Origin of the sequence: Mesorhizobium sp. M7D.F.Ca.US.004.01.2.1 (assembly GCF_003997785.1) — a bacterium.
Taxonomy (GTDB): Bacteria; Pseudomonadota; Alphaproteobacteria; order Rhizobiales; family Rhizobiaceae; genus Mesorhizobium; species Mesorhizobium loti.
On the sequence record NZ_RZRQ01000148.1, the window covers coordinates 1 to 14,339 of the forward strand.

Consider the following 14,339-nt stretch of genomic DNA (forward strand, 5'->3'; position numbering starts at 1 on the left):
CGCCAGCAGCGCCGATTTTCCCGGCGATGACCGACGAATCGGTGGTGACGTCGTCACTGCCGACGGCACCTGTTGCGGCGTCGAAGGCGTCCGCTGCGAAGAAAGCAGCCAAGCCTGCGCCGGCAAAAGCGACGCCGGTTGCAAAGGCACCGGCCAAGGCTTCGGTACATGGCGCAAAGGCTCCTGCGGCGGCGAAAACCGTGACCACCAAAGCCACGCCGGTCTCCAAGGTGCCGGCGAAAGCGGTGCCCGCGGCAAAGCCTGAAACGCCCAAGGCCGCCAAGCCTGCTGCGGCCAAGGTGATCGCGACCAAGACCGTAGCAACCAAGACGGGGGCGAAAGCCGAACCGAAGCCTGCTGCGGCGAAGAAGCCGGTTGCCAAGAAGACGGCTGGAGCCGCCAAGTGAGTGTTTCGGACAAGGAAAAGGACGAGATCGAGAAATCGTCGGCGCCGCTGATGGAGCATCTGATCGAGTTGCGCCGGCGGCTGATCTGGTCGATCGGCGGCTTCTTTGTCGCCTTCCTGGTTTGTTTCTTCTTCGCCAAGAAGCTGTTCAACCTGCTTGTGATCCCGTTCAAATGGGCAACGAAGTGGGCAGGGCTCGATCCGCACAAAGTCGAGCTGATCTACACCGCGCCGCAGGAGTTCTTCTTCACCCAGGTCAAGCTCGCCATGTTCGGCGGCATGGTCATCGCCTTTCCGCTGATCGCCACGCAGATCTACAAGTTCATCGCGCCCGGCCTCTACAAGAACGAGCGCAACGCCTTCCTGCCGTTCCTGATCGCATCGCCCATCCTGTTCCTGATGGGCGCGTCGCTGGTCTATTTCTTCTTCACGCCGATGGTGATGTGGTTCTTCCTCGCCATGCAGCAGGCCGGCACCGACGATCAGGTGCAGATTTCGCTGCTGCCGAAAGTGTCGGAATATCTCAGCCTGATCATGACACTGATCTTCTCCTTCGGCCTGGTGTTTCAGCTGCCGGTGGTGACCAGCCTGATGACACGGGTCGGCATGCTGTCGTCCAAGGGGCTGGCCGAGAAGCGCAAATGGGCGATCGTCATTGCCTTCGTCGTCGCGGCCGTGCTGACGCCGCCAGATCCGATGAGCCAGATCGGCCTGGCCATTCCGACCATCCTTCTCTACGAGGTCTCCATCTGGGCTGCCCGGCTGATCGAGCGCGATCAGGAAAAGCAGCGTGTGGCGCGCGAGAAGCAGGACGCGGCGGAGACCGTGGCGGACAAAGCCCCGGACGAGCCTCCGGCGCCGGCTGCCTCGTAGGCAACAGAGCGGCGGCAGCGGCGGAAAAAGACAGTCGCCGCCCCGCCCATCTTGCATCGATCTCAGATGCGGTTTACGCCCTCTGGCCTAGCTCAGGAGCGTTCAAACATGCTTGACATCAAATGGATTCGCGACAACCCGAAGGCCCTAGTCGAGGCGCTGGTGAAGCGCTCGTGGTCGGCGGGTGAGGCGCAGTCCACGGTCGACGGACTGATCGCCTCGGACGAGGCGCGGCGCGAACACGTCACCGAACTGCAGACCAAGCAGGAGCGCCGCAACGCCGCCTCGAAGGAGATCGGCAATGCCATGCGTTCGGGCGACGCGGCACTTGCCGAAAGGCTGAAGGCTGAAGTCGGCGAGATAAAAACCTTCATCCAGAACGGCGAGGCGCGGGAACGCGATCTCGACAAGGCGCTGAACGATGCGCTGGCGGTGCTGCCCAATGTGCCGTTCGATGACGTGCCTGTCGGCAAAGACGAGCACGACAATGTCGTCAAGCATATCGTTGGCCAGGTGCCGACGCGGCCCAATTGGGTGAAGGAGCATTTCGAGATCGGCGAAGCGCTCGGCATGATGGATTTCGAGCGCGCCGCGAAGCTGTCAGGCTCGCGCTTCACCGTGCTGAAGAGCGGGCTGGCGCGGATGGAACGCGCGCTCGGCCAGTTCATGCTCGATTTGCACACGACCGAGCATGGCTATGAAGAAGTCATCCCGCCGCTGATGGTCAAGGACGACGTTCTCTTCGGCACCAACCAGTTGCCGAAGTTCGAGGAAGATCTGTTCTTCACGCCGCACGGGGAGGGCAGGCTTGGCCTGATCCCGACCGCCGAGGTGCCGCTCACCAACCTTGTGCGCGAAGAAATCACCGCGCATGAAAAACTGCCGCTGCGCTATACCGCGCTGACGCCATGCTTCCGGTCGGAAGCGGGTTCGGCCGGGCGCGATACGCGCGGCATGCTGCGCCAGCACCAGTTCTACAAGGTCGAGCTGGTGTCGATCACCGACCAGGAATCGTCACTTGCCGAACATGAGCGGATGACGCAATGCGCCGAGGAAGTGCTCAAGCGGCTCGGGCTGCCGTTCCGCACCATGACGCTGTGCACCGGCGACATGGGCTTTGGCGCGCGCAAGACCTACGACATCGAGGTCTGGCTACCCGGCCAGAACGCCTATCGCGAGATTTCGTCCTGCTCGGTGTGCGGCGATTTCCAGGCGCGCCGCATGGATGCCCGCTACAAGGACAGAGACGGCAAGGGCAACCGTTTCGTCCACACGCTCAACGGTTCGGGCACCGCGGTTGGCCGCGCGCTCATCGCTGTCATCGAAAACTACCAGAATGAGGACGGCAGCGTAACCATTCCTGAAGTGCTGCGGCCTTACATGGGCGGTCTGGAAAAGATCGAAGCGAAATAATGCGCATTCTTCTGACCAATGACGACGGCATTCATGCCGAGGGCCTGGCGTCGCTCGAACGCGTCGCGCGTACGCTGTCTGACGATGTCTGGGTGGTGGCGCCGGAGCAGGACCAGTCCGGTTATGCTCATTCGCTGTCGATCTCGGAGCCGCTGCGGCTGCGCAAGATCGGCGAGAAGCACTTTGCCGTGCGCGGCACGCCGACCGATTGCGTCATCATGGGCGTCAAGAAGATCCTGCCCGGCGCACCCGACCTGATCCTGTCCGGCATCAATTCCGGCGCCAACATCGCTGACGACGTCACCTATTCCGGCACCGTCGCCGGCGCCATGGAAGGCGCGCTGCTCGGCATCCGCTCGATTGCGCTCAGCCAGGGGTACAGCTATGTCGGCGAAGATCGCGTCGTCCCTTACGAGACGACCGAGGCGCTGGCGCCGGCATTACTGAAGAAATTGGTCGCAACGCCGCTGCCTGACGGCGTGCTGCTCAACGTCAATTTTCCCAACTGCACTCCCGAAGAGGTCGCCGGTACAGTGGTCACCTCGCAAGGCAAGCTCGTGCACAGCCTGTGGGTCGACGAGCGCCGCGACGGGCGCGGCCTGCCTTACTATTGGCTGCGCTTTGGCCGCGAGCCGGTCGAAGGCAAGCAAGGTACTGACCTCTACGCTCTACGCAACAGGCTGGTGTCGGTGACGCCATTGCAGCTCGACCTGACCGCGCATGAAATCCGTGACCAACTGAGCAAGGCGCTTGCATGAACCAGGGGATCGATGACCGCGAAGGTTTTGCTGCCTTTCTGCTGCGCCTGCGCGGCCGGGGGACGGTGCCGAAGGCGCTGATAGCGGCGTTCGAGGCGACACCACGGCGCGGTTTCCTGGCTGCCCAGTTTCATCAGATCGCCTGGTCGGACCGCATGCTGCCGATCGAATGCGGCGAGGCGATCGAGGGCGCCGACATGCAGGCGGCGGTGATCGCGGCGCTTGCCATCGAGCAGGGCAACCGCGTGCTCGAGGTCGGTACCGGCTCCGGCTATACCTCGGCGGTGATGTCGCGGCTGGCGGCGCGGGTCGTCACCACCGATCGCTACAAGACGCTCGTCGAGCAGGCCAGGCAGCGCTTCGAGGCGCTCGGCATCGGCAATGTGATCGTGCGCCACGCCGATGGGTCCGGCGGGCTGCCGAACGAAGGGCCGTTCGACCGCATCGTCGCCTGGGCTGCCTTCGACAGCCTGCCGCGCTTCCTGCTGGATCAATTGTCGAGCGGCGGCATTGTCATCGCCCCGATCGGACCCGAGGAGGGCGAGCAGGTGCTGGCCAAGCTGACCAAGGTCGGCAGCCGGTTCGAGCGCGAGGACATCGGCCTTGTCCGCCTGCAGCCGATCCTGCGCAGTGTCGCCGCCGTCATTTAGGCGGTGTCGATATTCAGGTGATGCCGGCCTGCAAACGGTAGTTTCCTGCGCTCCCGGTGCTCAGGTACCAAAAGTACGCTCCGCTCGTCGCAAGGGCGACCCCGGAAGCCACGTTGTTTGGTCGCCTCGCGCCCGTCTTCGACCCTGGCTCGGCCTGACCTGAATCTCAACACACCTCAGCTCGCTCTCTAATATTTTAAGAAAATTGCGCCGGATTCCATGAGGTTAACCGTCGAGTAACATTAACGCGCTTTAATCATGCCTAGTTTGTACCGGGTATGTGCGGGTCAGTGCGATGCAACTCAGTGTTTTGAAGGCAAATGGACGCAATCTGGCGCGAGGCTGCGCCGTCCTCATGATTGCAGGCGCCGCGGCCGGGTGCAGTTCCCAGGTTTCGCGGTTCAATGGCGTCGACGACGTCTTTACATCCTCGACCAACAATCAGCGCGCCATCATCAACAAGCAGGACGCCGTGCAGCAGCCCTATCCGGGCGATGTCGCCGCCGCTCCACTCGATGGCAGCCACACACAATCGGTCAGCCGTTCCAGCCTCGAGCCTGTCTCGACGCGGCCGCTGCCGCCGCCCGTTGCCCAGGCACAGCCGGCTCCCGCACTGGCGCCCGCAGCGAAGCCGATGCGCACCGCATTGGCTCCGGCACCGCATATCGACAGGACCACGACCGGCACCGTCGCTCCGGCCGCATCGCCTTTCAAGGTTGCGCAGCCCGATGAACCGCGCGTGGCGTCCTCTGGTAAGCCGCATGCAACCGAGATTGTCGTTCGGGACGGCGAAACGATCGGCGGCCTGGCGCAGCGCTACAAGGTGCCGTCCGACGTGATCATGAAGGTCAACGGGCTGAGCGCGACCAAGGGGCTGAAGACCGGCCAGAAGCTGATCATTCCGGCCTATGCCTATTCGAGCAAGGGCGAGGCGAAGGTCGCCGATGCCAAGCCGGCGAAGGACGGCAAGCACGATCTGCCGGCCACTGCGCCGGACAAGGTCGCCGTTCTGCCGCAGCAGCCGAAGCTCAAGGAAGGTAAATCCGCCGCTCAGGTCGACACGTCGGCCGCAGCAAGCCAGCCCAAGGAGCCCAAGCCGCAGGTGGCGGCAGCCAAGGCGACTGGCGCTGCTGGCACCTACACGGTTCAGTCGGGCGATACGATGTCCTCGATTGCCAGGAAGACCGGCGTCGGCGTCGTTGCGCTGAAGCAGGCCAACGGGATGAAGGATGGACTGCTCAAGATCGGCCAGACCCTGAAGGTGCCGGCGGGTGGGACCGCGACCGTCGCCAGCGCCAAGCCGGCCAAGACCGATCCGGTGACCACGGCCACCACGCAGCCAGCGGCAAAGACCACGCCGTCGGAAACGCTGGCGTCCTACACGCCGCCGAAGAAAGATTCGAAGGTCATCCAGCAGGCCGAGGACGATGACGCCGTCGCGCCCGACGCCACCGGCATCGGCAAGATGCGCTGGCCGGTACGCGGCCGTGTGATCTCCGGTTTCGGCTCGGGCAAGGATGGTGTCGACATCGCCGTGCCGACGGGAACGCCGGTCAAGGCGGCCGAGAACGGCGTCGTCATCTATGCCGGCGACGGCCTCAAGGAATTCGGCAACACGGTGCTGGTGCGCCACGAGAATGGCCTGGTCACCGTCTACGGCCACGCCAGCTCGATCGAGGTGCAGCGCGGCCAGAAGGTCAAGCGCGGCCAGGAAATCGCGCTGTCAGGCATGAGCGGCACGACGGACTCACCGAAGCTGCACTTCGAAGTGCGCAAGAACTCCGCCCCGGTCGATCCCTCCGGCTATCTCGAATAGTCGGGGGTTATCTCGAATAGAAGAAAAAAAGCTATTTGCGGGACGTCTGACCTCCAGTCCGCCCGCCGGCTCAGCCCGCTCCGCAAGGAACGGGCTCTTTCAGTTCAGCTCGACTCCAGTTTAATCCTTGAGCGGCTTGCCGAGCCGTCCGGCCAGGTCCTGGGTGAACTGCCAGGCGACGCGGCCCGAGCGGCTGCCGCGCGTCGTTGCCCATTCCAGCGCCTCAGTGCGCAACTGCTCGGGATCGATGGCCAGGCCATGATGGCTGATATAGCCGTCGATCATGTCGAGATATTCGTCCTGCGAACATTTGTGGAAGCCGAGCCACAGGCCGAAGCGGTCGGACAGCGACACCTTTTCCTCGACCGCTTCGGACGGGTTGATCGCGGTCGAGCGCTCATTGTCGATCATGTCGCGCGGCAACAGATGGCGGCGGTTCGAGGTGGCATAGAAGATGACATTGGCCGGGCGGCCCTCGACACCGCCTTCGAGCGCTGCCTTGAGCGATTTGTAGGAGGTGTCGTCGTGGTCGAAGGAGAGGTCGTCGCAAAACAGGATGAAGCGGAAAGGGGCCGCCTTCAGCAATCCCATTAGCTTCGGCAGCGTGTCGATGTCCTCGCGGTGGATTTCGATCAGCTTCAACGGCAGGTCGGACTTGGCCTTGGCGTTGATTTCGGCATGCACGGCCTTGACCAGCGACGATTTGCCCATGCCGCGCGCGCCCCACAACAACACGTTGTTGGCTGGATAGCCGGCCGCGAAGCGTTCGGTGTTGTCGACAAGGATGTCGCGGACGCGGTCGACGCCACGGATCAGGCCGATGTCGACGCGGTTGACCTTGCGCACCGGCTCCAGATAGCCCGGATCGGCCTGCCAGACGAAGCAATCGGCGTCGCCGAGGTCGGTTTCGGGCACCGGTGGCGGGGCGAGACGGCTCACCGCCTCGATCAGCCGGTCGAGTTTCTGGTTCAGGGCTTCAATGCTGCTGTCGGTCATGTCTGTCTTTTATTTTCGCGTTTTTGACGTGTGGGAGCGTGGACGTGGCCGATTCCGTCGGGTTCGAAATCGGTTGCAACCTTTTGTTCGAACGTGATCTTTTCCGAAAACCGGCTCGCGCTCTTTGCGATCATGCTCTAACACGGCTCAACAGGCCGGAAAAGCAGCCGATTTGGCCGGCCGCGCAGTTGCATTGACAACTTTACCGACTATATTCCGGCCAAATTTCAAGGGGCCGCCAAATTGGCGGCTGTTTTCAAAATTCAGGAGTACCTCGATGTTCGTGACACCGGCATACGCCCAAGGTATCGGCGCCTCTCCCGACATGTTCATCAGCATTTTGCCGTTTGTCCTGATTTTCGTGATCATGTATTTTCTGATCATCCGGCCGCAGCGCACGCAGCTGAAGAAGCGCGGCGAGATGCTGGCCGCGGTCCGTCGCGGCGACACGGTCGTCACCGGCGGCGGCTTCGTCGGCAAGGTGACCAAGGTGATCGACGACAACGAGCTCGAGATCGACCTCGGCGGCGGCATGAAAGTGACCGCGCTGCGTTCGACGATCGCCGATGTGCGCGTCAAGGGCGAGCCGGTGGCAAACCAGAACGCCAAGAAATAATCCAATTTTAGGCGGAGCGATCCGCGGACACGCTCTGACGGACGACGCCATATGCTGTATTTTTCGCGCTTCAAGATGATCCTGATCTGGGTGGCCGTGGCCATCACAGTGATCCTCGCCGCGCCCAACCTCATCCCCGCAAGCACCTTGGCCCAACTGCCCAGCTGGGTGCCGAAGCGTCAGATGACGCTCGGCCTTGATCTGCAGGGCGGCTCGCACATCCTGCTGGAGATGAATCAGAACGATCTGATCAAGGACCGGCTGGAGACGACGCGCGACGAGATCCGCACGCTGCTGCGCGACGCCAAGATCGGCTATACCGGCCTTGCCGGTACCGGACGGACCTTGCAGGTCCGCATCACCGATCCCGCCCAGGTCGCTGCCGCCAAGACGGCGCTGAAGACGCTGACCGATCCGGTCGCTGCTGGCCTGTTCACCGGCGGCTCCATCCAGGAAATGACGCTCGACGACTCCGAGCCCGGCCTGCTCAAGTTCAACGTCACCGATGCCGGCATCAAATATCGCACATCGACCGCATTGACGCAGTCGATCGAGGTGGTCGAGCGCCGCGTCAACGAACTCGGCACGACCGAACCCATCGTGCAGCGGCAGGGCGACGACCGCATCCTTGTCCAGGTGCCGGGTCTTCAGGACCCGCAAAGGCTGAAGGAAATCCTCGGCCAGACCGCCAAGCTGACCTTCCAGATGGTCGACCAGTCGATGCCGGTGCAGGACGCGCTCAATGGGCGTCCGCCTGCCGGTTCGTCGGTGCTGTATTCGCAGGACGATCCGCCGGTTCCCTATCTGATCGAGAACCGCGTCATCGTCTCGGGTGAAAACCTCGTCGATGCCCAGGCGACTTACAATTCGCAGAACAACGAGCCGGTGGTGTCGTTCCGCTTCGACTCGAAGGGCGCCGCGCGCTTCGGTCAGGCAACTGCGCAGAATGTCGGCAAGCTGTTCGCCATCATCCTCGACAATCAGGTGATTTCGGCGCCGCAGATCCGCGAGCCGATCCTCGGCGGCACCGGCCAGATCTCCGGCAATTTCACCGCCCAGAGCGCCAACGACCTCGCGGTGCTGTTGCGCGCCGGCGCCTTGCCCGCGACGCTGACGGTGATCGAAGAACGCACAGTGGGTCCCGGCCTCGGCCAGGATTCGATCCATGCTGGCAAGGTGGCCGGCATCATCGGTTCTATCCTCGTCGTCGCCTTCATGTTCGTCGCCTATGGCTTCCTCGGTTTCCTCGCCAATATCGCGCTGGCGGTGCACGTGGCGATGATCGTCGGCGTGCTCTCGCTGCTTGGTGCGACGCTGACCTTGCCGGGCATCGCCGGTATCGTGCTGACCATCGGCATGGCAGTCGATTCCAACGTTCTGATCTACGAGCGCATCCGCGAGGAGCGACGCGCGGGCCGCTCCGTGATCCAGGCGATCGATACCGGTTTCACCAAGGCGCTGGCGACCATCGTCGATTCCAACATAACCTCGCTGATCGCCACCGTGGTGCTGTTCTATCTCGGTACCGGGCCGGTGAAGGGCTTTGCCATCACTTATGCGATCGGCATCCTGACAACCGTCTTCACCGCCTTCACCTTCACCCGACTGCTGGTCTCGATCTGGTTGCGCCGGGCACGTCCAAAGGAGTTGCCGCGTGCCCCGGTAACCTTCGTTCCGCCCGGCACCAAGATCCCCTTCATGGGCATCCGTCGCTGGACGTTCACGCTCTCGAGTGCACTTTCGATCCTGTCGGTGGTACTTTTCATGACCGTCGGCATCAATTACGGCATCGATTTCAAGGGTGGTTCGCTGATCGAGGTGCAGGCCAAGAGCGGCAATGCCGATCTCGCCGACCTTCGCGCGCGGCTGACCGAACTCAACATCGGTGAAGTCCAGGTCCAACAGTTCGGTACGCCGAACGACGTGTTGATCCGCGTCGGGACGCAGGATGGTGGCGAGAATGCCGAGCAGACCGTCATCGACAAGGTGCGCGGCGAGTTGCAGGACAGTTATGACTTCCGCCGCGTCGAAGTGGTTGGACCGACGGTTTCAGGCGAACTCGCGAAGCAAGGCACGATCGCCATGCTGATCGCGCTGCTTGGCATCCTGATCTATGTCTGGTTCCGCTTCGAATGGCAGTTCGCTGTCGGCGCCATCGTGGCGACGGTGCACGATGTGGTCATGACGCTTGGCTTCTTCGTCATCAGCGGACTGGAGTTCAACCAGTCATCGCTGGCGGCGATCCTGACCATTATCGGCTATTCGCTGAATGACACGATCGTGGTCTATGACCGCGTTCGCGAGGATCTGCGAAAATACAAACGCATGCCGCTGCCGCAACTCTTGAACAACGCCATCAACGAGACGTTGTCGAGAACGACGCTGACCTCGGTGACGACGATCCTGGCGCTGCTGGCGCTGGTGCTGTTCGGCGGCGAGGTGATCCGCTCGTTCACCATGGCCATGCTGTTCGGCGTCGTCTTCGGCACCTATTCGTCGATCTTCATCGCCGCACCGCTGCTGATCCTGTTCAAGCTGCGGCCGCAGACTACGGCCGACGAGGAGAAGCCGGTCGGTGGCGGCAAGGCGGTCGCGACCTGACGCGCCGCCCCGAAGGGGTGACAAAACGGTGACCAGCAAAGGCATCGTCATCCGCGAGGCGCATTTTCCAGGCCGCGCGCCGATCGAAACCTACGGCAATGGTGGGTTCCGCTTTGCCGACATGTCGCATCGCGGCTCGCTGTTCTGTCTGCCATCCGGCATCCATGGCTGGGAGCCGGCGGATCCCCTGGCGCTGACGGTGGCGGACTTCGACAGGTTGCTGGCCGAAGCCGACAAAGTCGAGATCCTGCTGGTAGGCATGGGTAGGGATCTCAGGCCATTGCCCGCCGCGCTGCGGGCCGCGCTGAAGGCGGCAGGCATTGCGTCCGACCCGATGTCGACCGGTGCCGCGGTGCGGACCTACAACGTCCTTCTGGCGGAAGAGCGCGCCGTGGCCGCCGCGCTGATTGCCGTCGATTGACATGTCTCAAAGCGCCAAAATCGTCATGGACTCGGTGCGCGCCGCCGATCATGACCGCTATCTGACCGCGCTTTATGCGCCGGCGGACAAGCGCGACGCGCTGTTTTCGCTCTACGCCTTCAATGCCGAGATCGCAGGCATTCGCGATCGGATCCATGAGGCGCTGCCGGGCGAGGTGCGGCTGCAATGGTGGCGCGATGTCATTGCCGCCGGCGGCGAGGCGGGCGCCGGCCATCCCACAGCTGAAGCCTTGAATGCCACCATAGCGACATTCAACCTGCCGAAACTGGCCTTCGAGAACATGCTCGATGCGCGCATCTTCGACCTCTACGACGACCCGATGCCGTCGCGCACCGATCTGGAAGGCTATTGCGGCGAGACGGCCGCCGCGCTCATCCAGCTTGCGGCGATGATGCTCGATCCCGGCGAGGCGCCGCGCTTTGCCGCACTGGCGGGCAGGGCAGGCTGTGCGCAGGCGATGACCGGCCTGCTGCTCCTGTTGCCGCTGCACCGCAAACGCGGGCAATGTTTTATCCCGGCCGATATCCTTGCTGCGGCTGGCTCTTCGCCGCAGGAGTTCATCACCGGCGATGGCGGTCCTGGCGCCAAGCGCGCGGTGGCGGCAATGATCGCGCTGGCACGCGACCATCTTTCCGCCTTCGAACAGGGCGCATCGGCCTTGCCTGTCTCGCTGCGCCCGGCATTCCTGCCACTGGCCCTGTCGCGCGCCTACCTGACAAAAATGGAAAGTGGCTCGCCGCTCGATGGTGTGGCGCGGCTATCGGCTTTGCGCCGGCATTGGCTGCTGCTGCGTCGTGCGACCAAGGGCTGGCCGGCACTTTGACGTAAACGTCAATCATGCTAAGAGCTTTCCGAGTCAGAACTGTTGCCGCAGACAACAGACCGGCCGGAGGAGATACCGATCCATGAGCTTGCCTGTGCTGGTCGCGATCGTCGCCCTTGGCATTGCGCTGTCGGTCGCCGCGGTGCATTTCACCGGCGGCAGCAAGACGGCCACGCTTGCCGGAACGGATCAGGCGCTGAGCCGTTTCGCCGAGGATTTTCCCGACGAGGTGGCGACCGTGGTGCGCCTGACGGCGGATGCCAGGACGGCGTTTCTGGATATCGGGCGAGGGCGCATCGGGATCGTTCACAGCATCGGCGACTGCTTCTTGACCCGCATCGTCACGCCTCAAGATGTCGCAGTTTTGAACGCCGGAGATGTGAATACGGTCTCGTTCCGGCTCGCCGATTTCACCTGGAAGGGCGGCCGCTTCCGCTTTGCCAGCGCAGCGGATGCGCAAGGCGTGCTGGAAGCGCTTGAGCTGCAACATCCGAATTCCGCCAGGGAGGCCGCGTGATGGACAGCTACAATTTCCCGCAAGTCACCCAACTGGCCATCCCGTTCTTCGTTGTCGCGATCCTGATCGAGCTTTGGTTGGTGCGCACCGGCCGTGCCAAGGGTTCGTTCGAGACGCGCGACACCTTGACCAGCCTGATGATGGGCACCGGCAATGTCGTTGCCGGGCTGCTGCTTGGCGTCGTGTCCTACTGGGCGCTGCTGTGGCTCTGGCAATTCCGCGTCTTCAATCTCGGTCTGTCGGTCTGGGTGTTCCTCGCCGCCTTCCTGCTCGATGATCTGCGCTACTATGTCTATCACCGCATCGCGCACCGGGTGCGCTGGGTGTGGGCCGAACACGTCAACCACCATTCCAGCCAGCACTACAATCTGTCGACGGCGTTGCGACAAAGCTGGACGGGCCTGTTCACCTTCATGTTCGTGCTGCAGGCGCCGCTGGTGCTGCTTGGCTTTCATCCGGCGGTGATTGCCTTCACCTTCGGCTTCAATCTGGTGTGGCAGTTCTGGATCCACACCGAGACCATCGGCAGAATGTGGGGCTGGTTCGAATTCGTCTTCAACACGCCGTCACACCACCGCGTCCACCACGCCACCAATCCGCGCTATCTCGACGCCAACTATGCCGGCACGCTGATCATCTGGGATCGCATGTTCGGCACCTTCGTCGGGGAACTGGAAGAAGACCGGCCGCGCTACGGCATCGTCAGAAACCTCGGCACCTTCAATCCGCTGAAAGTGGCGTTCCATGAATGGATCGGCATGTTCAGCGATGCCTTTGCGCCCGCCCTGACCTTGAGTGATCGCCTGAATTATCTGATCAAGCCTCCCGGCTGGAGCCATGACGGCTCACGCGAAACGTCGGAGACTCTCAAGGCTGCCTATGTCAGACGCAATCCAGATGAGGCCGGCAAGCCGGGGCTGCCGATGGCAGGTGCCGAGCCAGTCGAATAGGGAGTTTACTCCGCCGCTTCGGCCGTTTCCGTTTGCATCGGCAGTCCCAGCCATTGCCGGCAATCGGCGCGTGCGCGCGATGTGATGGCGTGGCGCTTGGCGACAGTCTTGTCCTTGCCACGCATGCGTTTGCCCCCGATCTTCGGGGCTTCGACGGGCGGGAACAGGCCGAAATTGACATTCATCGGCTGGAAGGAGCGCTTTCCCGGTTCGTCATCGGAGACGATGTGGCCACCGGTGATGTGGTTGAGCAAGGCGCCGAAGGCCGTGGTGAGCGGCGGCAGCGACGGTGCCTGGCCAAGCCTTTCGGCGGCGGCGAAACGGCCGGCGAGCAGGCCGATCGCAGCACTTTCGACATAGCCTTCGCAGCCGGTGATCTGGCCGGCAAAACGCAGGCCAGGGCGCGACTTCAGCTGCAGCGAGGCGTCCAGCAAGGTCGGCGAGTTGATGTAGGTGTTGCGGTGCAGGCCGCCGAGGCGGGCGAAATCGGCGTTTTCGAGACCCGGTATGGTGCGGAACACACGCACCTGCTCGGCATGCTTCAATTTGGTCTGAAAACCGACCATGTTGTAGAGCGTGCCCAGCGCATTGTCCTGCCGCAGCTGGACGACGGCATAAGCCTTTACCGTCGGATTGTGCGCATTGGTCAGCCCCATCGGCTTCATCGGCCCGTAGCGCAGGGTCTCGACGCCACGCTCGGCCATGATCTCGATCGGCAGGCAGCCGTCGAAATAGGGCGTGCCTTCCCATTGCTTGAATTCAGTCTTCTGGCCATCGACCAGCGCCTGCACGAAGGTTAGGTACTGGTCCTTGTCCATGGGGCAATTGATGTAGTCCTTGCCGGTGCCGCCCGGCCCAACCTTGTCGTAGCGCGACTGGAACCAGCAGGTATCCATGTCGATCGTGTCGAAATGGACGATAGGCGCGATGGCGTCGAAGAAGGCCAGCGCATCGGCGCCGGTCGCTTCCGCGATCGACTGGGCAAGCGAGGGCGCGGTCAGCGGACCCGTGGCGACGATCGCCTGATCCCAATCCGCCGGCGGCAGCCCCGGCACTTCCTCGCGCTGGATGGTGATCAGCGGGTGGGCTTCGAGTTTTTTCGTTACGGCGTCGGCGAATCCGTCGCGGTCGACGGCAAGCGCGCCGCCGGCCGGCACCTGGTTGGCGTCGCCCGCGCTCATGATCAACGAGCCGGCCAGCCGCATTTCGGCGTGCAACAGGCCGACGGCGTTGTTGTCGGCGTCGTCGGAGCGGAAGGAATTGGAGCAGACCAGCTCGGCCAGGCTATTGGTCTTGTGGGCATCGGTGCCGCGAACAGGCCGCATTTCATGCAGGATGACGGGAACGCCAGCTTGCGCTGCCTGCCAGGCGGCTTCGGAGCCGGCGAGGCCGCCGCCGATGATGTGGATGGGATTTTTGCTCATGAGCGCCGGAATAATCGCTTGGTGCGGCGATTGCAATTGCCGTGCGTGGTGCGG

Annotated in this window: 14 protein-coding genes; 11 read left to right on the forward strand and 3 right to left on the reverse strand. The window is 63.0% G+C overall.

From position 1 onward, the window contains the following. On the reverse strand, positions 1-382 hold a 382-nt coding region (locus EN993_RS37390; RefSeq protein ID WP_206532394.1), incomplete at its 3' end, for a hypothetical protein. 21 nt (positions 383-403) lie between these two features. Here EN993_RS37390 and tatC point away from each other — a divergent pair. The 5 genes from tatC (at position 404) to EN993_RS19905 (ending at position 5,916) form a co-directional block, all read left to right on the forward strand. Continuing rightward, positions 404-1,279, forward strand: a complete 876-nt coding sequence (tatC, locus tag EN993_RS19885) for a twin-arginine translocase subunit TatC (protein ID WP_109668862.1) — start codon at positions 404-406, stop codon at positions 1,277-1,279. Positions 1,280-1,387: 108 nt separating this feature from the next. Next, a complete protein-coding gene (serS, locus tag EN993_RS19890) occupies positions 1,388-2,692 on the forward strand; it encodes a serine--tRNA ligase (protein ID WP_109668864.1) in 1,305 nt (434 codons plus the stop codon). Next, positions 2,692-3,450: a 5'/3'-nucleotidase SurE gene (surE, locus tag EN993_RS19895; RefSeq protein ID WP_024503850.1), complete on the forward strand. Its 759-nt coding sequence runs from the start codon at positions 2,692-2,694 to the stop codon at positions 3,448-3,450. The genes serS and surE overlap by 1 nt, the downstream gene beginning before the upstream one ends. Continuing rightward, complete coding sequence (locus tag EN993_RS19900; RefSeq protein ID WP_109668866.1) at positions 3,447-4,100, forward strand: protein-L-isoaspartate(D-aspartate) O-methyltransferase; 654 nt, start codon at positions 3,447-3,449, stop codon at positions 4,098-4,100. The genes surE and EN993_RS19900 overlap by 4 nt, the downstream gene beginning before the upstream one ends. 295 nt (positions 4,101-4,395) lie before the next feature. Next, positions 4,396-5,916 carry a peptidoglycan DD-metalloendopeptidase family protein gene (locus tag EN993_RS19905; protein WP_127264615.1) on the forward strand — a complete coding sequence of 507 codons (1,521 nt, stop codon included), beginning with the start codon at positions 4,396-4,398 and terminating at the stop codon, positions 5,914-5,916. A 120-nt stretch (positions 5,917-6,036) separates the two neighbouring features. Here the strand turns inward: EN993_RS19905 and EN993_RS19910 are convergent, their stop codons facing one another. After that, positions 6,037-6,912 carry an ATP-binding protein gene (locus EN993_RS19910; RefSeq protein ID WP_109668870.1) on the reverse strand — a complete coding sequence of 292 codons (876 nt, stop codon included), beginning with the start codon at positions 6,910-6,912 and terminating at the stop codon, positions 6,037-6,039. A gap of 277 nt (positions 6,913-7,189) precedes the next feature. Between EN993_RS19910 and yajC the strand changes: the two genes are divergently transcribed. The 6 genes from yajC to EN993_RS19940 all read left to right on the forward strand — a co-directional run bounded on the left by yajC (position 7,190) and on the right by EN993_RS19940 (position 12,861). Continuing rightward, positions 7,190-7,528 carry a preprotein translocase subunit YajC gene (gene yajC, locus EN993_RS19915; RefSeq protein WP_109668872.1) on the forward strand — a complete coding sequence of 113 codons (339 nt, stop codon included), beginning with the start codon at positions 7,190-7,192 and terminating at the stop codon, positions 7,526-7,528. 51 nt (positions 7,529-7,579) lie between these two features. Continuing rightward, entirely contained in the window at positions 7,580-10,129 is a 2,550-nt protein-coding gene (gene secDF / locus EN993_RS19920) for a protein translocase subunit SecDF (protein WP_109668874.1), read from the forward strand. A 28-nt stretch (positions 10,130-10,157) separates the two neighbouring features. Then, the gene (locus EN993_RS19925) at positions 10,158-10,550 is read left to right on the forward strand and encodes an Mth938-like domain-containing protein (RefSeq protein WP_127264616.1); all 393 of its coding nucleotides are present in this window, start codon (positions 10,158-10,160) and stop codon (positions 10,548-10,550) included. Between the two features lies 1 nt (position 10,551). After that, entirely contained in the window at positions 10,552-11,394 is an 843-nt protein-coding gene (locus EN993_RS19930; RefSeq protein WP_164757725.1) for a phytoene/squalene synthase family protein, read from the forward strand. A gap of 82 nt (positions 11,395-11,476) precedes the next feature. Further along, the gene (locus EN993_RS19935; protein ID WP_109668880.1) at positions 11,477-11,911 is read left to right on the forward strand and encodes a hypothetical protein; all 435 of its coding nucleotides are present in this window, start codon (positions 11,477-11,479) and stop codon (positions 11,909-11,911) included. Next, positions 11,911-12,861, forward strand: coding sequence for a sterol desaturase family protein (locus EN993_RS19940; protein ID WP_206532395.1), 951 nt, complete (start codon positions 11,911-11,913; stop codon positions 12,859-12,861). The genes EN993_RS19935 and EN993_RS19940 overlap by 1 nt, the downstream gene beginning before the upstream one ends. A 5-nt stretch (positions 12,862-12,866) precedes the next feature. Here the strand turns inward: EN993_RS19940 and trmFO are convergent, their stop codons facing one another. Next, entirely contained in the window at positions 12,867-14,285 is a 1,419-nt protein-coding gene (gene trmFO, locus EN993_RS19945; protein ID WP_127264618.1) for a methylenetetrahydrofolate--tRNA-(uracil(54)-C(5))-methyltransferase (FADH(2)-oxidizing) TrmFO, read from the reverse strand. Positions 14,286-14,339: the final 54 nt, after the last annotated feature.

Excerpts from the sequence above, each read along its gene's own strand:
- serS (WP_109668864.1), top strand. The coding sequence starts at position 1,388 with ATGCTTGACATCAAATGGATTCGCGACAACCCGAAGGCCCTAGTCGAG.
- surE (WP_024503850.1), top strand. The coding sequence starts at position 2,692 with ATGCGCATTCTTCTGACCAATGACGACGGCATTCATGCCGAGGGCCTG.
- EN993_RS19900 (WP_109668866.1), top strand. The coding sequence starts at position 3,447 with ATGAACCAGGGGATCGATGACCGCGAAGGTTTTGCTGCCTTTCTGCTG.
- EN993_RS19905 (WP_127264615.1), top strand. The coding sequence starts at position 4,396 with ATGCAACTCAGTGTTTTGAAGGCAAATGGACGCAATCTGGCGCGAGGC.
- EN993_RS19910 (WP_109668870.1), bottom strand. The coding sequence starts at position 6,912 with ATGACCGACAGCAGCATTGAAGCCCTGAACCAGAAACTCGACCGGCTG.
- yajC (WP_109668872.1), top strand. The coding sequence starts at position 7,190 with ATGTTCGTGACACCGGCATACGCCCAAGGTATCGGCGCCTCTCCCGAC.
- secDF (WP_109668874.1), top strand. The coding sequence starts at position 7,580 with ATGCTGTATTTTTCGCGCTTCAAGATGATCCTGATCTGGGTGGCCGTG.
- EN993_RS19930 (WP_164757725.1), top strand. The coding sequence starts at position 10,552 with ATGTCTCAAAGCGCCAAAATCGTCATGGACTCGGTGCGCGCCGCCGAT.
- EN993_RS19935 (WP_109668880.1), top strand. The coding sequence starts at position 11,477 with ATGAGCTTGCCTGTGCTGGTCGCGATCGTCGCCCTTGGCATTGCGCTG.
- EN993_RS19940 (WP_206532395.1), top strand. The coding sequence starts at position 11,911 with ATGGACAGCTACAATTTCCCGCAAGTCACCCAACTGGCCATCCCGTTC.
- trmFO (WP_127264618.1), bottom strand. The coding sequence starts at position 14,285 with ATGAGCAAAAATCCCATCCACATCATCGGCGGCGGCCTCGCCGGCTCC.